Here is a 20,875-nt window from a genome sequence, read left to right as displayed (position 1 = left end):
CCCGTCAGATCACCTCACTTTCCAAAATAAACATCTCTTCCTGCACACTCGCCACACGACACGAGAACATGCACTGCTCCCGATTCCAATCAAACGTAAACTGGTCCACCGAATCCGTGCGTGGATCAGCCAGCAGCGTCTCCGTAACCATCCGGGTTATCTCACTTTCGATCACGCCCCGACTGTCACCCTGACCAACCAACTCATCCAGCTCCGATCCATAGTTTCGAGAGTAGATCACATGTCTGTACCGTGGCGTCTTCACCGCCTTGATGCACCATTGCACCCAGGCTTCATGCGCACCTGCCGCAGCAACTTTGCCACTTGGGGTCAGCACAAAATCCCCCGTATTGTAATCAAATCGCCAGCTCCGTCCAAATCGCACCTCTTCCGAAGCCGCCCCCGACAGATCTTCCTCATCTCCCCATACCACACCCGTTTCCGGGAACAAACTAGGCATTCGCACTCACCACCTTACACAACACCACAATGTCGTTACCGCCATTCACCCGCATCGCCAGCACACGGTCTCCCGCTTTCAATCCTTTACCAAGAGACCACACCGCTTCTTCTACTTCCCCTTTTTGCAAAAGAAACCGTCCCGTGCCCGTCGTTCCGCCGTTTGCCACGTCAGGTATACCGGAAATCGCGCCAGCAGCCTCGCGCTCCGGCAGTCCAAGCGTGCCCGGCAGCTCGGCCACGAGATAGTCCTGCACTTCGTGCTTGAAATCATCCAGCTTTACGCCGGATGAAGTCATCGTACCCAGCACCGCGCCCATGCCGCTCACGGCCTGATGGGTATGCGTACTCATTGCACCCCGCATGACCTCGGCAAAATGCCCGTACGGATCTTCTTTATTCAAGGTAATACCTCCTTTTCACCAACTCGGCAGTGCCCAGCTCCAACGACATTGTTCCGGGTCCAGCAGACAAGTCCCGGCTAACAGACATGACGATCAATTTCAACCCTTTGAGCAGCACCGCATCTCCGGCACGAATCGTATTTACATCTGGTGCAGATATGGTAAAGGTCTCCTGAATACCCGTCAGACGGCTTTTCGCCAGCTTCTTGGCGGCCGTCGCTGTTTTGACCTGATCGTCCTCGATCAGCTTTTGCAGCGTGCCCAGATCGGCTACACCATCCTGCTCAATCGCTAGGACTTTGGAAGGAACCTCTTTGCCACTGCTGGACTCCGAGGCCGCAATCACTTTAACTTTGGTAACCGCGCCTTCGAGCGTACGCATTTGAGTCAGATCGATCAGCCGATCCAGCTCGTGCACCTTCGCATTGCTGCCCACCTTAAATAGCTGCAACCCGCCGGGCGTCATCCGCGGATGATACATATCCCCGCCAGACTTCACCGTTTCCTTCAGATCGGCAAACATCATCGAAAAAATCGTCTGCGACCGATACACTGCTTTGCTCAGCTTTGTTTTGGTATCCGGCAGCGCGGCGTATGGGATTTTCCATTCCTTGGCGTACGTTTTGAGACGTTGTGTGGCAGTCTGGTCTTTGGGCAGCAGGAACTCGTCCTCTGATTTTTCCAGATAAATCATCCGGTCGTAGACGGTCAGGGACAGTCGCTTGGTGCCGCTGTTCGAGCTTTCCACTTCCCAGATGACCGCAGGGTGCAGCAAGTGAACCATTGATTTTTCGCCAAAAGGAATCCCGCTGATACGTACCGGCATACCCGGTGATATCGCAGGCAAACCGGAAGATGCAGACACCGCCAGCCGGATGTTCGCCTGATAGGCAATCTGGTCAAGCGAGTCCTTCAGCGTAATCGTCTCCACCAGCTTGGTGATGTCATATTTGTCGTCCACAATGACCTTGTAGGTCATGGCATCACCAGCTTTTGCCCTGGCTTGATCCGGTTCGGATCACTGCCAATGGTCTTCACATTGAGCTTGTAAATCTCGTTCCATTTGGAACTGCTGCCCAGCTCAAGCTTTGCTATTTTGGACAAGGAATCGCCAGATTTGACGGTGTAGGTCTTGCTGCTCGTTTTCAGATCAGTACGAGAACCCGACTTGCTCGCAGATGTTGCACCGCCAACCTTCTCCACTTTGGAATCCCGCCACGTGCGCAGCGTAATGTCAAAGTAAATATCCCCACTCTCACCGCCCCGGAAAGTCGTATTGTGCGAGATAAGATACACCGGCACGTTTACTCCCGTGTTGGTAATGATGAAGCGCAGCGGCTTTTTCGATACCAGAAACGTATTCAACATATTCATTGCTATCCGCGGATCAGGCAAAGGCTCATACATGCAATAGGACGCATCATATTCTTTAGGAAAAAAAGAAGAGAAGGTGATCTCCTTCACCTTCTCCCCTTGCGCAAAATCAAACTCGCCATACTCCAGCATATTAATCGTTTCGTACCCTTTGGATCGAGAGATCGTTAGCTCTTCCGGTTTCACCGGAAATTGGAACTTCGTTTTCCCATCGATCAGGGTAAATTCCATTTTGATACCTTCCACATTATCTTCAAATACAGTCATGACAGGCCTCCTTTCTACTTAGGCCATAATGGTTTTTCGGTTTTCCATCGCACGACGCACTTCACCTGCAAATCTCATTCCAACCTGGTGTGAGATGGCATCATAGTCGATGGCATTTTCACGGACCGTCACTTGTACAGCGCCTTGAGGTACATTCACGGAAATTTGGTTAGTTGTCTCGGTTTTGAAATCCTTGAGGTAACCGGACAGACTGCTCATCTGCTCTTCGGAAATTTGCACCGTCATCGTGGACGATTTGCTATTGGCATTCGCAGTTGTCTGCGCTCCGTTACCGAGAGCCATCGCCTGAGTCTGCATCACGCTTGTTCCCATGAATCCTGCTGCCGTAGGCTGACCGAACTTGCTGTTCATATAAGCCATTGGCCCGGTTGTAGTGAGTGCAGATGGAATATAGGCAGGTGGCGGCATCGGCGGGCCGGCGGGTACTGGAGTTGGTTCAGCAACCGTTGTTGCCTGAGCTATTGAGGCTGTGGACGGTGATGCAGCAGGCGTTTCTTCTTTGGAACCACCAAAGAAACTGGAGATACCACTGAAAAAATCTTTCGTTTTCTCCGTAATATTATTAACTCCCTTTAAAGCATAGGCAGTCATTTTCGTAACACCCTCCGCACTGCCATTAATCAATCCACCTACCTTATCGCCAACCCAGCCACCAGCTTTCTCGCCAAGCCAGCCACCTATTGCACCGCCTACCAGGGTTCCACCCACCGGAATTACACTGCCAAGGATGCTGCCAAGAGTAGTTCCTACTGCACTACCAGCAACAGAACCGACCGCACGCGCGCGTTCCTCTGGAGGGGCGCTTGCAAGATCATTAATATTGCTAAGCATACGAATCGGTGCAAATAGCTTGCCTGCTCCCTTAGCTAACCCGCCACCCAGTTTACTCATTATTCCAGAGGCTCCACCACCTCCTGCTCCTCCACCACCAAACAGTCCTTTGACATCTCCCCACATTCCATCTATACCACCGATTAAATCGGAACCTGCGGTCGAGAAATCGTTCATAAAAGTAGCTCCGCGTTTCGTAACCCTAACCGCTTTCTTCCATTTATTACCTGGGGTAGATGGACTAGTTATTTCTCTCCACAGCTTTTTCCCACTACTTCTCGCGTCAAATCCCTTTTTTACTCCAGAAGAAATCGATTTGCCTCGATCAAACATGCCTTTCATCTTTTGTAAAAAGGTTTTAGGCTTTTCTTCGCCTCCTGATGCCGCCCCAATATTGATGGAATCCAGCTTGTTACTCAACATAAGAATAGATTGCGTGTTTACACTCAAAGCATCAATTAATGGTTGTGAATTCACATTCAATGGCTGTGAATTCACATTAACGGACACACCTGAAATTTGGTGCTTGACTTTGAGCTGTACATTAGCTGTAGCATTCAGCATCTTAGATCGGATTTGCTTCATTTTTTTCAACAAGCCATTTAATGCTGGAGTAGCACTGTCAGTCAACCCAACCGTCGGCGTAATCCGCAATCTGCTCAACCGAACAGCCGTACTATAGATGCTTTCCAACCTGCGCCCGGTTGTTCTCAGCTCATTGTTCACCTTGATCAAACTCTGATAGCGAACTCTGCCCAGACGTTCGGTCGAACGCTGGATCTGATCCAGATACCGGATAGTCGTCCGCATTTCCGCATTGGATTTGGACAAACCCACAATCATTTCTGCCATTTCTTTCACCTCCTGCCCTTTCTAATTATCGATTCATTTGCGAGGTGATCGCTGCCATTTCCTCTTCCGAGAAAGCAATCAACAGCGAACGTTCCCCGCGTGGCAAAGACCAGAACTCTCCGGGCCGTAGATGATGACGCACCCACATGTGATACAGGAACGTGGTCATCCCGCCGGAGTGAATCAGTTTTTTAGGTCTTCAATCTCCACACCGAAGCCGGATAGCTCAAGTACCTTGTCACCAACGGCGTCCAGCTCACCCGCGAGCAGCATGCGGCGAACCGCTTGTTCCCCACCGGACAGCTTCATGCGGCCTGTGATGCGATTGTCTCCCCAACCGGACAGTTCGAGGCCGCGCACATTCATTTTCACCGTTGCTTCGGAGATCAGCAACGCATTAAACGTTTCGGTATCCACCTTTTCCTCGGTGCGGCCTTTGACCGTTTTCCGAATCGTACAGCGCTCGCGAATCTGATCCACTTTGGAGGACGTTAATCCACGCAGGGTAAGCAGCAGATCCAAACGTTGAATGCGAACATTCTCTTCTGGCAAACGCTCTGCTGCTTCAAACAGTTGATCCAAAATTTGTTCTTCAGACATATTCTCATTCATACTCATGGGGTGTGTTCTCCTTCTCATTTCACATTAGGTTAATACATCTCAATATTTCAGGGACAACAAAGAGACCGAGAATTTCTCGGCCTGCATATGTATCCCGCTTCTGTTAAGTTTCGTAGCTTGTACGCTTGATCAGACAAGCTTCGTTACGAGGTCTTTCCGAAGTTCGAAGTCATTCCAATCCTTAGTTCGCCACAATCGGATTCAGCAGTTCAAACCCTTCAAACGTAAAACCAGTTTCCTCCGGAACTTCCTCACCCGCTGTCCAGTTTGCAAGTTGGATTTTGTCCACCATGCAACCTTTCAGCAGGACACTCTCATGTCCGTATGATTCAGGATCGTTCAGCTTGGAGATAATCTGGAACTTGGTGAAGCCGCGCTGGATCATATCCGAAGTGACTTTGTAACCCGTCATCGTACCTGTTCCTTTTTTCGCACCATTTTTGTGTACTTTCCAGTCGTTGCCGACCAGATTCAGCTCACGCTTCTCAATTTCTACGCTGGCCTCCAGCTTATTAATATTTGTCTGCCACACACCATCGATATGCAGCTGACCATGGGTACCGAGAATTACTCTTGACGCATCCAACATGACAATTCCTCCTTGAAATTAGAAAATATCGTATATACCAACCGTTCAACGAATCGGCGTTTCTTTTAAAACACCGTATCCTTCTACACTACTTATTGCACGTAAAACGTACCAAACAACTGCTCCATTACATCCGTGAGCTTCACATTCCATTGCAGGAATACCTGATCTGCCTCAGGCTTAAGAATTGGTGCAGCACCATAATATGCCGGGTCGAGAACGACATCGTATCCCTCAGCTTCAATGACATTGCTCTGTGCGAGCAGCGCCAGATAGGCTTTCATCGCACCGATCAGCGCTTGGCGACCCTCTTCGGTATTGTTCACTTTGCCAATATACGTATCTTCAGCAGAGCGCTGCAAATCCGTATTAATCGCATCCATAACACGAATCGAACGGATTTTTTTCCAGGCATTATTCTGTCCTGCAGCAGGGGTTACAAGTGTATTAACTCCACGAAGCGCCTTCACCTGACGTCCATCATGGAAGAAAATAAATACGCCGTTCTGTACCGCCTGCTCCTGCTCTGCACGCGTCCAGCGGCGTGTTACGTCATCGAAAGGAGAAGGTGCATATGTTGTGGATTCATTCAGACGTTGTCCGGCAATCAGACCCGCGACATAAGCAGACGTTTCCGAAGAGCTATAGAAAGCATCACCCAATCGCACACCCGTACCGACATTAATTACGCCCTCGTGATTCAACGTAAGTGAACGTGCCGCCGCCTTCTGTGCTGCGGTAGCAGAGGTGTCATCCGCCGTAGAACCGCCAAATACAGCCATTACGGGCTTACCCTCACTGCGTACACGTTTGACCCAAGCCGCAAAGCTCGCCAGCAACGGTGCATCCGCCGCATGATCCAGTGCCAACACGTCAAATTGCTCACCTTCCAGCGCGCCCTGTACAGCGATATACTCTGCATTGGTCAGACCATCGTTGCCACTTGCGCCACCTTTGAAAGCAGCTCCAGCAACGGTTGCCACGGCACCTGTACCCTCACCAATCGCCTGAGCGTTAATCCAAATGTTGCTTTCATCCGCATTGATCTCTTTCGCCAGCGACGCCGCGGAAATATCCGAAGTCAGCAGTGCATACAGCATCCGGTTGCCTTCAAACAGGCGAACCTCATGCTTCGTATTATCAATTACACCCGGCTGAATGGTGACGTAGAATCCGTTACCCCGGTCACCTGGATACTTGGCGTCCAGTTGCAGCACGGCTGCATCACTGCTGTCTTTCAGCGTAAGCGTGGCTGCTTTTGCTGTTGCTCCGGCCACCCGGTAAGCGAGCAGCTTTTTCGGCCCACCCAGCAGGGCGAGCTTCAAGGAAGTATAAGCTGTCCCGCTATCCAGGGCATGTGCCGAGAAAATACGTTCAATTGCAGCTTCACTGCCGACTTCTACAAAAGTTCCCACCGGACCCCAGTTTGCCTTAATCGGCACAACAACCGTTCCGCGATTACCAGCCTGAATGGCCGAAGATGCCGCCGCCTGAAAATTCATATATAAGCCCGGAAGTACCGGACGATTCGTTTGCTCCCAAGTTCCGCCTGCCATTATCCCTTCACCTTCACTTTCATAAATTGGTTGATACGTTCCTGTGCTTCTTCAATGGAAAACGTCTCTTGCGCTGCTTCGTACAGTGCACCGTACAGCACCTCTGCCTTAATGGCAAAGAGGGCTTCAGCATGATTCATCAGTTCCGCCCGCGAATACTGCGGGGCAGCCTGTTTGCTTTTTTTAACGGAGCTTGCCATGGCCATCTCACCTCATTGTTTGACTACTGAATTCGTGGAGCCTGATCTTGCACTATCATTTTGACCTATGAATTTTTGTCCCTATGAACCTATGAATTTGAAGCTAAAGCTATGATATTATCTCTCTCATCTGGAACCCATCTACAGTTCCTCTCGACTAACGTTCACTCGATCCCCTTGCTATGGTGAATCTCGCGGATCAATGGTGCATCCGTCTCTGGACGGCGAATACGCTTCTGCAGTGTCAGACGAATCTGCCCGTTCAAGTAGGCGTCTGCCTGCAAGTCGGCAGAAACTTCATCTACCGTCACATATCGCGTATCGCCTGTATCCGTCAAAGCAATCCGGGTCTGCACAGCCAGTTGTTCAACCAAATGCGCAACCGTTTGACGGACATCTCCCACATTCGCAGCCAGCACATGTCCAATCCATTGCTTCCGAATCTCCAGCGCCGAAGTCCCTGCGGTAGTTGTACTGCATCCCGTCAATCGCCACAGTATGGACTTGGTCGCATATCCTCCAGGCCAGACATCCCTATATATGGACCATTCCTGTCCGAGCTGAGTTCGTGTCCAGCCCTGAAGTGCAGCCATCCACGGATCTGCTATTTCAGTCTGAGCGTGTTCCAGCGTTTCCGGAACATACACCCCAAATCGCAGGCTGCGCGTAACCAGTCCAGAACTGGCGTCCACACGATCACAATCCGAAGAACCCAGATAAATACAGGTAACTGCCCCGCCTTCTTCATCCTCCAGCCTGACCTGGTGCAGTCCTTCCATCAGCAATGAGGACCACGCCTCCACTTGTTCTGCGCCTCCATCTTCGGGGCGTGCATATGGAGAGATTTTGATGATCCTCCGATACCCCGCCCAAGCAGACTTCGGTACTTCTTCCGAAAAAGCAATCACGGCACAGGGTCCGGTTAACACCTCTCCCGATGCAGGAATATCCTGTACGCGACCGTTCCATGCCGGAATAAGAGCCGCAAGCTTCTGCTTCAGCGTTCGCCTGATTACGTTGCTCATTTGCCCTGTGCTAGCCGTGTTGTTTAACCCACTACTCGTAGACACATTCATTTCGCCCCCTTCGGCTGCGAGTTTGCGTTCTGCTTCACATAGTGCAGCGACCATGTTGCAGTGATGAACTCCCCCTTTAACCGATCTGTTATAGGAAAAAGGAACTCATCGCCAGTACGTCTCTGTACTTGCGGTTCTCCATCGAATTGGAAGCTGGACACCATTCACCGCATCAAAAAGACCGGCCCCTTGTGGCCGGTCTGTACATTAGCGTATGTGCTTTCGGTGTGTGTCCTTTGCTATTGATCCGATAATACAATCTTACACCCTTTCCTCCCTAGCGCAGACGGTAGTTCGTACGACTTCGGTGCGATTAAGGGTGTATCTGGGGTGGAAAAAAGTCGACTCAGTGCGTCTCATACCGTCAACACCTTAATTCAGCGTAACCTTTGGATTCAACGTGATCTCAAACGCACGTCCCCAGATGAAATCGGGGTTCGCATATTCCAGCAGCGCGCTGCAATACTCCGCGTAGACTGCTTCGCCATTACAGATTTGTTTGATCGCCACACTCCCTTGGGCAAAAGCAGGTTTTCCCGCCAGCGTCGCGGTATGGGTCTGCATCAGATCCCGCAGCAACGTTTGCAGATGAGCGTAATCCTCTTCAGAGTTAAACAGTGACATATTCTGATCCGCTAGGGTTGCCACATTGGTATACAGCGCATGCGCTCTGGAATACGTGCGGATGTCTGCAATCGCTACAGCTTTATAGTAGTAATCTTTCAGGAAGCGTTTGAACAATAATGACCCCTGTGCATTCATGGCGTCTCGCAACGTGTGGGCATGCGTTTCAGTTGTAATCAAAGCATAACGGGATTGTCCCATACCCACAGCCATACCGATTTTGTTCCCCGGTGTATTCCATGCACTGTAACCCAGAACCCGACCCGTATGCGGACTGTTCAGGAGTGCTTCGGCTACATCGACGTTGGCCGGACCTTTTCCTACAAAATCAATCAACACCGATGGAAGGCCCTTCTCACTATTACTCGTTAATTGCGCCACAGCCGCCTGCACCTGATCCAGCGCTGTAATGGCAATAATCTCAATGTCCACCGGTTTTTTACCCGGTTTACCTGGATGACGGTTCGTCATGCGATCCAGCTCAGACGCCATGTCAAACGAAGCCGCTTCATCGGCAGATGTAGCATTCGTCAATTCATTTCCATTTTCCACATCGGAAGTTGTATCAGTTGCCACATCAGGCTCTGGATAAGCGGAATCCGCTACAACCACACCACCTACAATATCCACATGGCGCACCACATTTTTGTGCAGATCCATATATTCGTAGGCATTGATAATCGTTGAACCATGAGGGCCGAAATATTTTACCGCATAACGTGTCTTCGCCCCGCCGCGAAGCAATTGATTCGCCATGCGTGCCACCAGAGCGTGACCTAGACCGTCAGCATCCGGGAGAATAATAGCCCGATCCGGATTTTGTCCATCTGTCCCACCAAGCCATTCATTAATTCGTGCTTCCACATAATTGATCTCATTAATCTGAACGCCTTGTGTATTCGCATCGTCGACTCCTACGGCGAGGAAGTCAATATATCCTTTGCGAGCAAGCTGATCCAGCATGTACAGATTCGTTTTGAATTTATGTTGTCTGGTGTTGTAGTAATGTTCTTTATTAAAGTACGTCGTTTCCCCATACTCCTTAGACTCTGGAGAAAGGTTGTACCCGTTCACTATGTCCTCGAATGCTGTAAAGGACTGCCGTGGCTGCTGCATCAGTGCACGAGATTCGTTGTAGGCATCCAATGCGAGACCATCTGCAAATGAGGTCGTCGCAAGGCGCATAATGGTATCCATCACATACACCGGTTTGCGCGGGTATTTCTTTTTAATGGCTTTAATCACATCGAGCAAACGGGTTGTGTCCTGATCGTAATCAGGATATGTGCCTCCTCCATCCTCGCGAAGTTGACGACTGCCAATCAGACCACCATATGACAGCATATCCGAAGAGATGATGAAGCCATCCACTTTGGCGGCATTTTTCAAAATAAAATCATGAATGTTGGACGTTTTACCATACGTAGGCGTAGACGTTCCAAGCAAGGTTGTGCCTTCGACCGTTTTCTCGGAATCCAGACGATTTTGAATGTCACCCAGGTGCGGTGTAATGATATGGATACCGGCTGCTTTTCCTTGTACAACGACGTCATCCAGATTCGCTGGACGATCATCCAGTGGAACATACAATACTGTTTTCATATCCTAAAACCTCCTGTTAGATAAGTTAAACTAGAGATGTTACACCTTGTCACTGCGATTGCAGTACCATCTTCCGATCGCTCTTATCCCCAGATTTTTTTGATTCCCTAGTTCTGGGGTAAAATCCGGTGCTAAAGGCGAACACTACGCTTCTTCAGATTGGTTCTGCACTCTCCGTTTTGGTGTAAAAGTTAAGTTCAACTTATAATGATATATTCAATCTTTATTTAGTACCCGATCAGAGCAAGTGTGCACTCACCGCATAAAAAAACGGCCCACCAGGCCGGTCTGTACATTAGCGTATGTGCTTATCGGGATGTGTCACTTGCTATTGATCCGATAGTACAATCTTACATGTTTAAATCGGTCGCGCTGACGGTTATCCGTATGGATTACGCCTATTTGTTGTCGCCATCATGGCGGTTAAACGTCGGTTTCTTGTGCTATAAACTCTGCTCCCATATTAGCGGTCCATTAAATCACCTTACATGTTAGCGTCCAGAGTCATGCTGATCCTGTTTATCCTTGAAATTTGGCTCCTTTAAAAAGATAAAAGGAGCACAACCTTCTCAGGCTGTGCTCTCTTGAATGTATGTTTCTCACGCAATAATATAGCGAAAGTTCTCCCAGCTTTCCGGAACCGAATTTCCGTTTTTGGCATGATGGTAGAAGCTGAATGGAAATTTGAACAGATGACCTCCATGCCAATCGTTGGAACGTCTGTCGGTCAGCCAGTATTCCAGTTCATGGGGCAATGCAACAGAACGTTCTGCACGGATCAATGGCAGTCGATCGACTGGAGATTGCAGCGTTGGCATCTCCTGCTCAACGTCCACATCCCGGCTCAGTCGCAAAGCCTTGACCATCTTCAAGAATGGTGGAACACCCTTGTGGAACAAGGTCGGATAATCCAGTTCATATAATATGTTAAGCGCGTGCCCATAGGTCAGCATATGGCCGATCAGATCATGATGTGCTTCCGCGTGATAGATCGCGCGGAACGCTCCAAGCTCATCCAGAATTAGACGGGACAATTGTTCAGGGCTTTCAACTTCAGGAAATCCGTCTGCCTCATCTACTTTTAAGCCGCGAATTTCTTTCACAGTCGTGTTCATCCAGGATCTGCCTGGGATGGTTCGTTCAAAAGAATCAATAAGTGCAACCAGCTGATTCAAGTCGTGCTCCGAGCCCCAACCATCCAGTTCCCGAATGGCTTTCAGGCTAAGGGCACCGTAGATGGCCTGATGGCCAACCCAGTGCAGCTCTCCGATCGTTCGATCCAGCGCTGCCGTAATACGTGCTTCGGCCTCTTCCCTTGGCAAAACATCTCCCCTCCGGGAGGTCAAGCCATCGTTCAATCCATGCTGGCGAAGCATCGCTTTCGCTTCAGCCGTAACACTGCCCGCTGCAAGGGCAGTGAGACGATTTTCCCGCACCCAAAAATAAGCCGCAATAGCTCCCGCCCCATAATGGGCGTGCCACAAATCTCCTGTACGCTCCCGACTGGACACCATAATATCCAGCCCTTCTTCCAACAAACGTCGATCCAACATGCCACCACCCTTCTATCGATGCCAATTCTAAAACATAAACGACCATAGACCGTTTTTTAGCAAAACACTCCTTTTAAAGCGTTTACTTCTATAAGATGATTCAAAGGGTGCACATATGACCGTTTTACCTGCTGCTTCCCATATTAACCAATTCGAAGTTTTCCCACTTCACGAATGGACACATCCAGCGGATATATGTCAGCTTTTTGCTCCGAAAAGAACCAGACACGTTCCTTCTTCACCACAATAAACAGTCCGTTCACATCCCCTACAGGGGCAAAGGTATCACTAGCCTCACCCCATCGCTTCAACCCCATCTGCTCAAGTTCATCCACCGTGGAAAGAACATCTTCCGTAACTATCCCCACCTCACACACCTGCAGCAGATCCTGCTTCGAAAAGGGATGGTCACTCTCGTTATGAACGGTATGATGAGCAATCAGCTCCAGAATGTTACCGACAGGATCTTCGAAATAGAGCGAATTCGAGTTCCAATTGGTTGAATAGGTCTCATCCTTACCTTCATACCTACTTAGACGGACACGTGCCGCTGCCCATGCTTTGGCCTCTTCAAAACGATTCTTCGGAATCATCCAAGCAACGTGATAAAAGGGTTCCTGCTCCGTGTCACTCTCCGCGAATATCATCTTCGTCAAACCGACTCGAATCGTAAATGAATGCTCGGACTCCTCCAGCAACTCCAATCCCAGAGTATCCACATAAAATGGTTTGATGTCTTCCAGTCGTGCTGTATATAATTTGACTTCTTCAAAAATCATGCCGTGTCCTCCTTCACCCGACCGTGCATCTTCTCCCACTCACTCCATGGCACCATGCCGAGTTCAGGCTGCGCTTCATCCGGGAGCATCGATATGAATTCCAGAGAATGACCATCCGGATCGGTAAAATACACGGACACCGCAGGCATCCACCCAAATACATACAACTCGCCAATATCATCGTCCAGAAAGTTACGCGTCTTGATCCCTTTATCCTCCAGGTAAGTGACAGCTTGTTTCATGTCCTCCAACGATACCTGAAAGGCAAAATGCTGCCGCTGCACTTCAGAAGGGTCCTTTTGCCACAGTCCGAGCATCGCGTTGCCTTCACCGCCAATCCAGTAAAAGGAGTTTCCACGTTCCTTCTGCCCATAGGCATGCCGTAATCCAACAATTTGTTCATAGAAATGATGAGATCTCTCCAAATCCGTTACGTTTAGATGCGTCTCAAATATGCCTTTAATCATGATGAAAACCTCTTTTCTCTCTTTATCTATGGTTAGCATCCCATTACTCTACTTCCCTCTGTTAACTCCCGAAGGAATTCCGTACTGAAGTTAACGTCTCGGCAAGGTGCAAAAATGAACCAAGCACGCGTTTGATCCGGTCTTCAATGTCCTGACTGCCTTCAAACTCTTCGTATCCGTCAAACGTTGCCTCAAACCTTCTCCGCTGCGCACCACCAATGGAAATCCACTCCTGCGCGTTAATCCCGTGCAAATTGCGAATGATCGCCTGCAGCTGCAAAAGCGAACTCACTCCCACCGCGCCTCCTGCTGAGCTGATGGACAATACCGGTTTACCACTGAAATGAGCCTGGCTCAGGTGATCCAATGCATTCTTGAGCACACCGCTGATGCTGCCATGATACTCTGGGGTAGACAAAATAATGGCATCTGCCGCGAGCATACGCGTGTTCAGATCGGCGAGATTCTGATCATCGTTCTGTTTTTCATCCGGTGCATAGAATGGAAGCGGTCTTTGATACAAATCAAACAGGCTGGCTTCATGTCCCTGACCACTGATTACCTCCACGGCATATTCCCCTAAACGTGTACTGGTTGCATTTTTCCGATTACTGCCTGCCAAAATCAAGATATTCATCTATGTCACTCTCCTTAAGTTTTAATAGTCGTTCCTACGCTGCGTTATAAATTTCGTTACTCTCATCTTACCGTGCTTCCGTCTCCGAATCGTCAGCAGATAGACTTAACTTATAGCACAAAAAAACTCAACCTTGGGGTTGAGTTTCTACGACTTTAGTCTGAGAATATTGGAAGATGGATCAGACAACCCAGCCATTTCTTACAGCATGAAGCGCAGCTTGGGTCCGGTCTGCCAGTCCTAACTTGTCCAAAAGATGACTGACATGGGTTTTCACCGTTTTCTCGGTAATGATCAGCTTTATGGCAATCTCTTTATTACTCAAACCTTGTGCGATCAGTCCCAGCACCTCTCGTTCCCGCCGGGTGAGCATGTCCGGTCCGTCAGAAGTTTCTCTCCCTATCCCATCCCGCTCTTGTTCTGGAGGCCGAGTGGACGTAAGGGGATTGGCACGCCCATGTGCTTCATTCATCGGTAGCTCAGACGAAGCCATCACATGCATTAATTGCCCCGCTGCCGCAGGATGCAATTCTACCTGACCCGCGTGCACATTGCGGATGGCAACGGCAAGATCCTCTGGCTCAATGTCTTTGAGCAGATAGCCCTTCACTCCTGCGCGTACGGCTGGTACCACATGGTCCTGATCCGAGAAGGAGGTAAGTACGATGATACGGATTCCAGGTAAAATCGCACGAAGCCTTCTCGCCGTCTCGATCCCGTCAAGCACTGGCATATGCAGATCCATTAACACCACATCCGGATGCAGCTGTTCTGCCTGTTCCAGTGCTTCCTGTCCGTTCGAGGCTTCTCCGACGACTTCCATATCTGGCTGTGTGGACAAAAAAACGTGCAATCCTCGCCTCACCATCGCATGATCGTCAGCGAGTAAAATCGTAATCGGCATCTCTTCATCCCCCTGACTTTATACAGATTCGGACGGGAGTGGAATGACTACCGTTACCGATGTTCCCTTACGGGATGAACTTACAAGTTCTAGTCTGCCACCCAGCGATTGCGCCCGTTCCCTCATGATGGACAGACCAAGTGAACTGGCAGGCAAGGCCTCACGCCTTTTGGCTCCACCTTTGCCCCGATCTGTAACGATGAATATCGCTTTCTGATCGCTTAGCTGTAGGGATATCTCAGCGGAAGTAACTTCCGCATGTTTACGTACATTATTGAGCGCTTCCTGTCCAATACGCCATAGTCCTTCCTCAATACTTTGAGGCAAGGACCGCATACCCGCCCGGTGTACAACGACTTGCAACCCCTGTCCTGTACCATACTCCTGCAAAGCACTGAGCAGACCAGACTCCAAACCTGCCGGGCGAAGCTGCATAATCAAGGCACGCATCTCCTTCAAGGCTTCCTGTGACAAGGCACGTATATCCTTCATTGCTTCCGCGGCTGGATGCAGCTGCAATGATCCGGATAACATGCTCTCTGCACCTTTGGCTGTCAGGGACAGGGAGAACAAAATTTGATTCACTGAATCATGCAAATCCCTTGCGAGCCGATTTCGTTCCTCCAGTCGGGTTAATTCCCGGCGTTTGTAAACCAGTCTCAGACTTTCCCACGAGGCTGTTATATGTTCAGCAAGTGCATCGAGAACCTCACGATCTGCCTGAAGGAAACCATTGGAAGAACCCAAGCCAACCACCAGTATCGCCGTTTCGCCAGGAGAACTCAGAGGGATGGGAGCAGCCAGTCCCGAGGCCAAAACGGACATGGGGAGCCGAGTATTGCAAAGTGCTGAAACTTCCTGAATCTCCATTGCCGCCAATACCGTCGCACGATGAGAATCAATCACCCGATGCATGCGACTCTCCCCCTGTGGAGAAAGTTGAGAACGTGTCAGCATTTCGAACTTTCCAAGAATATGGGCGGCCTGTACCATAAAACTTCCGTTCTTCTGCGATAACAGTGCAACAAAAGGCCAGTCATAATGCTGCCCGAGCAGCTGTACAACCTTCTTCGCCATATCGTCTGAATTGCTGCACTCGTTCACCGCCAGGCCCAGCGATCTGCTGTACTCTCCCAGCCTGGCATACAGATCCGCTCGCCTTTGCTCCGCGCTGTATAATCGCATCCGCTCCATCGCACTGCCGATCTGATAAGCTACAGCCTGCAAAAGTGCCAGCTCACTATCACTAAAATGCTGTTTGCCCGGAGCAGCCACATTCATCAGTCCCAGCATCTTCTCCCCTGAGCGGAGCGGGACCGTCGCATGATGGGTGATGTCATGGGTATCTCCCCATTGATGTTCAACCGCATCCTCCAGACGTTTGCAATTAATAATATTTACAGCATTATCCAATCTCCCGTCGCGGAAGCGATTCACGCACCAGCAAGACCCGCAGCGCATCGGTTCCTTGTCATGATGCATCAGTGCAGGAGGAAGACGGTGATCAGCAATACAGACGTATGCTCCCTGAGTATCGATCAGAAACACCCAGCCCGCAGTCAATCCTGTCAGTTCCAACAGTTTGCCGAGCACCGTATCCAGCATTAAATTCAGGTCGTTGGATGTGTTGAGCGTTTCCGCGATCGTCTTCAGTGTGTACATCTCCTGCATTCCGGCTTGTTCCGTCATGCGGATTCCTCTCCTTTGACTGATCCTTAGTGTTGTTTTTCAATTATTGTATACAATCATCGAAGGATATAAAAGGATGAACTTCTGGCCTCATATCTAACCCAGCTTCTGTCGTTCTTTACGAGAAGCAGATAAAGGCTCCATATTGATCAGACCGCGGTCCGACAGAGCCAGCGCCATTTTATAGAAAGCACGCGTCCGAATCTTCGTATACGTATCCTTGCTGACAGGCGGATCAAACACATGGTTATACACTTTATAGTCAAATACATCGTCATCCTTCAGATAACGTTCGCTGACGAGTACACGTTCCTTCTCGCTCAGTCGAGAGACTACAAAATCAATCGTATCGCAGTAAGCCTGTCGTGCGCGCTGCACATCCACATTATAGATTGCCGTTCTGGCGGTGGAATCCCCGGTCACATTCGTTGCACCATGGAAACGCTCAGCGTAACTCGCCGTCACCATCACCTCTCGTTCTTCAAAAGCAATCGTTTTATAAATCCGGTATTTTTCCAGCGCGGCTTCAACAGCAGTCTGTGTTTTGCGTCGGTCCAATTCGGGCAGCATCAGTTCCATATTCATTCTCCTCCTTAAAGGGTCAGTTAAACTCGCATTCATCTCATCTTTGGTATTTTGTATTATTCGGTTCCAGTCACTTACGGGTACATTAGATAGACGAATAGAAGCTTTTCGATCTATCTATTGCTGATTTGAATCGCTCTTTGGATTAATACAAAATACTTCTCTTATTAGGGTTATCCAGTTCTCTGAAATAGTAACGGCATTTTTCAATTTTCCCTGTTGCCTTTTGGAATCAATTCAAGCCAGCGATGAAGCAGGAATAATTCATTTTCCCGATCACCCAACTTGTCTCATCTTTACATTTTGTTCGTATTTTGTTCGTATTTCTATTTGAGGATACCACTTTCTGGGGATCGGCGTAAACCTTCATTTTGGGTCGTTTTAACTATAAAATAAAACCCGCGCTCTCATTTCCTTTACCTTTTGGCATAATTGATTCATATCCCTTTACCTAATGGTATATATACGATATAGTACAGATAATTAAAGATCCTCGTATAAGTCATTTGATTTTTATTAAGAAGCTACCGAGAATTGTCCTGCGTCGTGTTTAGGTACGTATCACGAGCGAACGTAGTGAAGGAGACGGAATCGATTCTGAAGAAGCGAAGCGTTCGCCTTTATCACCGGATTTCTCCCTTTTAGGAAAGGGAAACAAAGAAATCTGGGGATAACAGCGATCGAAAGAACGATCCGAATCCGGAACGGGCTTAGAGTGCGCATCTACCTCCCCCGTCCAACTGTCTTCTTAATAATTGTTAACACACTTGTACGAATCAAAGGAGTGGCATGAATGGTGGAGCACGCTTTTGGTCCTTATCTGAAACAACTGCGCGAGCAACAGGGATACAGCATCAATCAACTCGCCGAAGCAGCAGGAATCAGCAACTCGCAAATTTCACGCATTGAGAATGGGGTTCGCGGTGTTCCTAAGCCCGCCACCATCCGCAAAATCTCGGACGCACTCTCGGTTCCTTACGCGGATATGATGAAGCAGGCCGGGTATCTGGAAGTCTCAAATACAGCAATCGAGCTGCAGGAAGCTCCGGAATGGGCAACGTACAAGGACCGTCGGGACTTCAAAAAGATGCTGGAGGACGAGGATGATCTGATGTTTGACGGCATCCCGCTGGATGTTGAGGACAAGAAACGAATCAAGGATGTCCTGACAGGTCTGTTCTGGGAAGCCAAGCAGATGAACAAACGCAAAAAAACGAATGATCCGGACGAGCGCCCATGAAGCATTTCAAGCTGAATAAACTAAAGCAGCAGGTGAGATGATATGGATGACATTGTAACAAAGCTGATTCGAAAACACCGGACCAACTGCCCTTTCAGCATTGCCAGAGCCATTGGAATACAGATCCGGTTCACCAATCTGGGCAAGTCTACCAAAGGACTGTATTTCCGCAAGCTCCGTCGCAGATTTATCGTCATTCACAATGATTTACCGCCGGAATGGCAGCGTTTCGTGTGTGCCCATGAGCTTGGACATGACCGATTGCACAAAGGCATAAACCGGTTCTTTCTGGAGGAACACTCCTATTTTGCGCCAGGCAAGCTGGAAAGACAGGCCAATCGTTTTGCCATACAGCTACTCACTTCCGGATTAAGGCCTGAACCGGATGAATCACTGGAGAAATTTTGTTTACGTACAGGACTGCCACGTGAAGTGCAGCATTTTTTTTAGTCTTTCTAAGAACATACGTTCCTTATAAGTCAATTCATCTCTTAATCTTCCACTATTAAAATCAGATGTCACTTTCAGGTTACCTATTTTTACACAAATCACGAGATTTCCTAATAATAGTCTGGTAAAATACAACATGAGTTGTGCAAACGCTCACGAGATTATTATTTTTTGGGGGGTTACTGATTCATATGAAAATCTGGAAGACTTACGTTTCACTTGTGCTAACGCTCTGTCTGTTATTTGGCAGTGTAGGCTTCGCCTCTGCTGCAACAGATACGACTTCGGGCACAGGTAAGCACATTACTATTCTACATACGAATGACATGCACGCACGCGCAGTTGAGTCCTCACCTGCGATGGGTTTCGCCAAGGTTGCTGGAATTGCGGACAAATACCGTAGCGAAAACCCAAACAACCTTCTGCTGGATGCCGGAGATGCAGTGCATGGTACAACCTTTGCTACGCTCGTTAACGGTGAGAGCATTGTCAAAGTCATGAACGAAATGGGCTATCAGGCCATCGTTCCAGGCAACCATGAATTCAACTACGGTTCCAAGCGTTTGCTTGAACTGGCGGATATGATGAATTTTCCAATGATCAGTGCCAATGTGAAGAAAAAAGACGGTACTCGTCTGTTTGAGCCTTATCTCATTAAAGAAGTAGATGGCGTGAAGATTGGTATTATTGCCCTCTCCACACCGGAAACGATGTACAAAACGAACCCGAAAAATATGGAAGGTCTGGACATTACAGACCCATCTGCGGAAGCTAAAGTGCTCGTAAACGAAATTCGCAGCAAAGTCGATGTTGTTGTGGTATTGGGACACCTTGGACAAGACGCGTCCAGCACCGATACTAGCCTCAAAGTTGTGAAAGAAGTGCCTGGCATTGATGTATTCATCGATGGTCATAGCCATACGGTTCTGCAAGATGGACTTGTATCCGATAACGGAACACTGATCGCCAGCGCCGGTGAGTATACTAACTTTGTAGGTGTTATCGACCTGTGGGTTGACGGCGGTAAAGTAACCAAAAAACAAGCAACATTGATTGATGAAACCGAAGCAAAAGACATCAAACCGAATGAGAAAGTAGCCGCATTGGTGAATTCCATTCAGAAAGAACAAGAGCCTATTCTGAAAGAAGAAGTAGCCAAAACAGCGATTCTGCTGGACGGCAAACGTGAACAAGTGCGTGCAGGTGAAACTAACCTGGGTGACCTGCTGGCAGATGCCATCCGTGACGTCAGCAAAGCTGATATCGCACTCACAAACGGTGGCGGTATTCGTTCTTCCATTGAAAAAGGTATCGTAACCAAAGGTGATGTTATCACTGTACTTCCTTTTGGTAATCAGGTTGTAACGCTTGAAGTAAAAGGCTCTGATGTACTTGCAGCCCTTGAAAACGGTGTAGGATCTTATCCGGAACCAAGCGGTGGATTCCCGCAAGTATCCGGCATGACATTCAGCATTGATTCTTCCGCTGCAAAAGGCAGCCGTGTACATTCCGTCATGATCGGCGATAAAGCCCTTGACCCGAAAGCAACGTATACGCTGGCTACAAATGATTTCACTGCTGTTGGCGGTGACGAGTACACCATGTTCGCAAAATACGCAACGTCAGGCATGTACGGTGCTATGGATGAAGCGTTGATCGGATACATGCAAAAACTGGGCGCTGTTGATATCAAAACAGACGGCCGAATCAAGGAAGCAAAAGCTCCTGCGGTTGAACCGGAAGCTCCAGTAACCGAAACACCAGCACCAACTACACCGAAACCAGAGACACCAAAACCAGAAACACCGTCGAAACCGACACCAAGCAAACCAGCTCCAGCCAAAGTGCATGTTGTTAAATCCGGAGATTCCCTGTACTCCATCTCCAAACAATACGGTACAACTTGGCAAGCTCTGCAAAAGCTGAATAAAATCAAAAATCCACACTGGATCTATCCAGGTCAACAATTGAAACTGCCTGCAGCCTCTTAAGATCATCCGAGAAAAGCAGCTCGAATCGATGATCTCCAGGATGCGACAGAATCAGAAATAGTTGTACCCATCAATCCATTCCAAAGAAAGGGTGTCCCTCAAGC

Annotated in this window: 22 protein-coding genes; 3 read left to right on the top strand and 19 right to left on the bottom strand. The window is 48.9% G+C overall.

Features of this window, described 5'->3' with window-relative positions:
* Positions 1–4: 4 nt before the first annotated feature.
* From QP794_RS15720 to QP794_RS15630, 19 genes are all read right to left on the bottom strand, one after another.
* Positions 5–460 carry a DUF2634 domain-containing protein gene (locus tag QP794_RS15720; protein WP_285077959.1) on the bottom strand — a complete coding sequence of 152 codons (456 nt, stop codon included), beginning with the start codon at positions 458–460 and terminating at the stop codon, positions 5–7.
* Positions 453–863, bottom strand: coding sequence for a hypothetical protein (locus tag QP794_RS15715; protein ID WP_285077958.1), 411 nt, complete (start codon positions 861–863; stop codon positions 453–455). The genes QP794_RS15720 and QP794_RS15715 overlap by 8 nt, the downstream gene beginning before the upstream one ends.
* Entirely contained in the window at positions 856–1,842 is a 987-nt protein-coding gene (locus tag QP794_RS15710) for an XkdQ/YqbQ family protein (protein WP_285077957.1), read from the bottom strand. The genes QP794_RS15715 and QP794_RS15710 overlap by 8 nt, the downstream gene beginning before the upstream one ends.
* Positions 1,839–2,468 carry a LysM peptidoglycan-binding domain-containing protein gene (locus tag QP794_RS15705; RefSeq protein WP_285078044.1) on the bottom strand — a complete coding sequence of 210 codons (630 nt, stop codon included), beginning with the start codon at positions 2,466–2,468 and terminating at the stop codon, positions 1,839–1,841. The genes QP794_RS15710 and QP794_RS15705 overlap by 4 nt, the downstream gene beginning before the upstream one ends.
* Positions 2,469–2,522: 54 nt before the next feature.
* Positions 2,523–4,208 (bottom strand): hypothetical protein, encoded by a 1,686-nt coding sequence (locus QP794_RS15700; RefSeq protein WP_285077956.1) that lies wholly within the window; start codon positions 4,206–4,208, stop codon positions 2,523–2,525.
* 25 nt (positions 4,209–4,233) lie between these two features.
* A complete protein-coding gene (locus QP794_RS15695) occupies positions 4,234–4,377 on the bottom strand; it encodes a hypothetical protein (protein WP_162842432.1) in 144 nt (47 codons plus the stop codon).
* Between the two features lie 14 nt (positions 4,378–4,391).
* The gene (locus QP794_RS15690) at positions 4,392–4,826 is read right to left on the bottom strand and encodes a phage tail assembly chaperone (RefSeq protein WP_053783415.1); all 435 of its coding nucleotides are present in this window, start codon (positions 4,824–4,826) and stop codon (positions 4,392–4,394) included.
* Positions 4,827–5,010: 184 nt separating this feature from the next.
* Positions 5,011–5,418 (bottom strand): phage tail tube protein, encoded by a 408-nt coding sequence (locus tag QP794_RS15685; protein ID WP_062323853.1) that lies wholly within the window; start codon positions 5,416–5,418, stop codon positions 5,011–5,013.
* 92 nt (positions 5,419–5,510) lie between these two features.
* The gene (locus QP794_RS15680) at positions 5,511–6,974 is read right to left on the bottom strand and encodes a phage tail sheath family protein (protein WP_285077954.1); all 1,464 of its coding nucleotides are present in this window, start codon (positions 6,972–6,974) and stop codon (positions 5,511–5,513) included.
* Positions 6,974–7,174: a YqzN/YkzM domain-containing protein gene (locus tag QP794_RS15675; RefSeq protein WP_285077953.1), complete on the bottom strand. Its 201-nt coding sequence runs from the start codon at positions 7,172–7,174 to the stop codon at positions 6,974–6,976. Before QP794_RS15675 ends, QP794_RS15680 begins: the two co-directional genes overlap by 1 nt.
* Positions 7,175–7,338: 164 nt before the next feature.
* A complete protein-coding gene (locus QP794_RS15670; protein WP_285077952.1) occupies positions 7,339–8,304 on the bottom strand; it encodes a hypothetical protein in 966 nt (321 codons plus the stop codon).
* Positions 8,305–8,622: 318 nt separating this feature from the next.
* Complete coding sequence (locus QP794_RS15665) at positions 8,623–10,476, bottom strand: DUF4127 family protein (protein ID WP_285077951.1); 1,854 nt, start codon at positions 10,474–10,476, stop codon at positions 8,623–8,625.
* 599 nt (positions 10,477–11,075) lie between these two features.
* Positions 11,076–12,029: a hypothetical protein gene (locus QP794_RS15660; protein ID WP_285077949.1), complete on the bottom strand. Its 954-nt coding sequence runs from the start codon at positions 12,027–12,029 to the stop codon at positions 11,076–11,078.
* Positions 12,030–12,172: 143 nt separating this feature from the next.
* Complete coding sequence (locus QP794_RS15655) at positions 12,173–12,808, bottom strand: VOC family protein (protein WP_285077947.1); 636 nt, start codon at positions 12,806–12,808, stop codon at positions 12,173–12,175.
* Complete coding sequence (locus tag QP794_RS15650) at positions 12,805–13,275, bottom strand: VOC family protein (RefSeq protein WP_285077945.1); 471 nt, start codon at positions 13,273–13,275, stop codon at positions 12,805–12,807. The genes QP794_RS15655 and QP794_RS15650 overlap by 4 nt, the downstream gene beginning before the upstream one ends.
* 61 nt (positions 13,276–13,336) lie before the next feature.
* Entirely contained in the window at positions 13,337–13,912 is a 576-nt protein-coding gene (locus QP794_RS15645; RefSeq protein ID WP_285077943.1) for an NADPH-dependent FMN reductase, read from the bottom strand.
* A 181-nt stretch (positions 13,913–14,093) separates the two neighbouring features.
* Entirely contained in the window at positions 14,094–14,816 is a 723-nt protein-coding gene (locus tag QP794_RS15640) for a response regulator (RefSeq protein WP_079350993.1), read from the bottom strand.
* A gap of 18 nt (positions 14,817–14,834) precedes the next feature.
* Positions 14,835–16,505, bottom strand: a complete 1,671-nt coding sequence (locus QP794_RS15635) for a GAF domain-containing sensor histidine kinase (RefSeq protein ID WP_285077941.1) — start codon at positions 16,503–16,505, stop codon at positions 14,835–14,837.
* Positions 16,506–16,601: 96 nt separating this feature from the next.
* Positions 16,602–17,084: an ArpU family phage packaging/lysis transcriptional regulator gene (locus QP794_RS15630; protein ID WP_053783401.1), complete on the bottom strand. Its 483-nt coding sequence runs from the start codon at positions 17,082–17,084 to the stop codon at positions 16,602–16,604.
* Between the two features lie 799 nt (positions 17,085–17,883).
* Here QP794_RS15630 and QP794_RS15625 point away from each other — a divergent pair.
* The 3 genes from QP794_RS15625 to QP794_RS15615 all read left to right on the top strand — a co-directional run bounded on the left by QP794_RS15625 (position 17,884) and on the right by QP794_RS15615 (position 20,771).
* On the top strand, positions 17,884–18,330 hold the full coding sequence (locus QP794_RS15625; RefSeq protein WP_285077939.1) for a helix-turn-helix domain-containing protein: 447 nt from the start codon (positions 17,884–17,886) through the stop codon (positions 18,328–18,330).
* Positions 18,331–18,372: 42 nt separating this feature from the next.
* The gene (locus QP794_RS15620) at positions 18,373–18,780 is read left to right on the top strand and encodes an ImmA/IrrE family metallo-endopeptidase (RefSeq protein ID WP_285077937.1); all 408 of its coding nucleotides are present in this window, start codon (positions 18,373–18,375) and stop codon (positions 18,778–18,780) included.
* A 191-nt stretch (positions 18,781–18,971) separates the two neighbouring features.
* Positions 18,972–20,771 carry a 5'-nucleotidase C-terminal domain-containing protein gene (locus QP794_RS15615; RefSeq protein WP_285077935.1) on the top strand — a complete coding sequence of 600 codons (1,800 nt, stop codon included), beginning with the start codon at positions 18,972–18,974 and terminating at the stop codon, positions 20,769–20,771.
* The last annotated feature ends 104 nt before the right edge of the window (positions 20,772–20,875 follow it).

Origin of the sequence: Paenibacillus sp. UMB7766-LJ446 (assembly GCF_030226665.1) — a bacterium.
Classification (GTDB): Bacteria; Bacillota; Bacilli; order Paenibacillales; family Paenibacillaceae; genus Paenibacillus; species Paenibacillus vandeheii.
The sequence above is the reverse complement of the archived record's forward strand: the minus strand, read 5'-3'. Positions and strand labels throughout refer to the sequence as shown.

Excerpts from the sequence above, each read along its gene's own strand:
- QP794_RS15670 (WP_285077952.1), bottom strand. The coding sequence starts at position 8,304 with ATGGTCGCTGCACTATGTGAAGCAGAACGCAAACTCGCAGCCGAAGGG.
- QP794_RS15695 (WP_162842432.1), bottom strand. The coding sequence starts at position 4,377 with ATGACCACGTTCCTGTATCACATGTGGGTGCGTCATCATCTACGGCCC.
- QP794_RS15615 (WP_285077935.1), top strand. The coding sequence starts at position 18,972 with ATGAAAATCTGGAAGACTTACGTTTCACTTGTGCTAACGCTCTGTCTG.
- QP794_RS15685 (WP_062323853.1), bottom strand. The coding sequence starts at position 5,418 with ATGTTGGATGCGTCAAGAGTAATTCTCGGTACCCATGGTCAGCTGCAT.
- QP794_RS15705 (WP_285078044.1), bottom strand. The coding sequence starts at position 2,468 with ATGGAATTTACCCTGATCGATGGGAAAACGAAGTTCCAATTTCCGGTG.
- QP794_RS15665 (WP_285077951.1), bottom strand. The coding sequence starts at position 10,476 with ATGAAAACAGTATTGTATGTTCCACTGGATGATCGTCCAGCGAATCTG.
- QP794_RS15700 (WP_285077956.1), bottom strand. The coding sequence starts at position 4,208 with ATGGCAGAAATGATTGTGGGTTTGTCCAAATCCAATGCGGAAATGCGG.
- QP794_RS15635 (WP_285077941.1), bottom strand. The coding sequence starts at position 16,505 with ATGACGGAACAAGCCGGAATGCAGGAGATGTACACACTGAAGACGATC.
- QP794_RS15710 (WP_285077957.1), bottom strand. The coding sequence starts at position 1,842 with ATGACCTACAAGGTCATTGTGGACGACAAATATGACATCACCAAGCTG.
- QP794_RS15680 (WP_285077954.1), bottom strand. The coding sequence starts at position 6,974 with ATGGCAGGCGGAACTTGGGAGCAAACGAATCGTCCGGTACTTCCGGGC.
- QP794_RS15640 (WP_079350993.1), bottom strand. The coding sequence starts at position 14,816 with ATGCCGATTACGATTTTACTCGCTGACGATCATGCGATGGTGAGGCGA.
- QP794_RS15655 (WP_285077947.1), bottom strand. The coding sequence starts at position 12,808 with ATGATTTTTGAAGAAGTCAAATTATATACAGCACGACTGGAAGACATC.
- QP794_RS15645 (WP_285077943.1), bottom strand. The coding sequence starts at position 13,912 with ATGAATATCTTGATTTTGGCAGGCAGTAATCGGAAAAATGCAACCAGT.
- QP794_RS15660 (WP_285077949.1), bottom strand. The coding sequence starts at position 12,029 with ATGTTGGATCGACGTTTGTTGGAAGAAGGGCTGGATATTATGGTGTCC.
- QP794_RS15620 (WP_285077937.1), top strand. The coding sequence starts at position 18,373 with ATGGATGACATTGTAACAAAGCTGATTCGAAAACACCGGACCAACTGC.
- QP794_RS15650 (WP_285077945.1), bottom strand. The coding sequence starts at position 13,275 with ATGATTAAAGGCATATTTGAGACGCATCTAAACGTAACGGATTTGGAG.
- QP794_RS15675 (WP_285077953.1), bottom strand. The coding sequence starts at position 7,174 with ATGGCAAGCTCCGTTAAAAAAAGCAAACAGGCTGCCCCGCAGTATTCG.
- QP794_RS15690 (WP_053783415.1), bottom strand. The coding sequence starts at position 4,826 with ATGAGTATGAATGAGAATATGTCTGAAGAACAAATTTTGGATCAACTG.
- QP794_RS15720 (WP_285077959.1), bottom strand. The coding sequence starts at position 460 with ATGCCTAGTTTGTTCCCGGAAACGGGTGTGGTATGGGGAGATGAGGAA.
- QP794_RS15625 (WP_285077939.1), top strand. The coding sequence starts at position 17,884 with ATGGTGGAGCACGCTTTTGGTCCTTATCTGAAACAACTGCGCGAGCAA.
- QP794_RS15630 (WP_053783401.1), bottom strand. The coding sequence starts at position 17,084 with ATGGAACTGATGCTGCCCGAATTGGACCGACGCAAAACACAGACTGCT.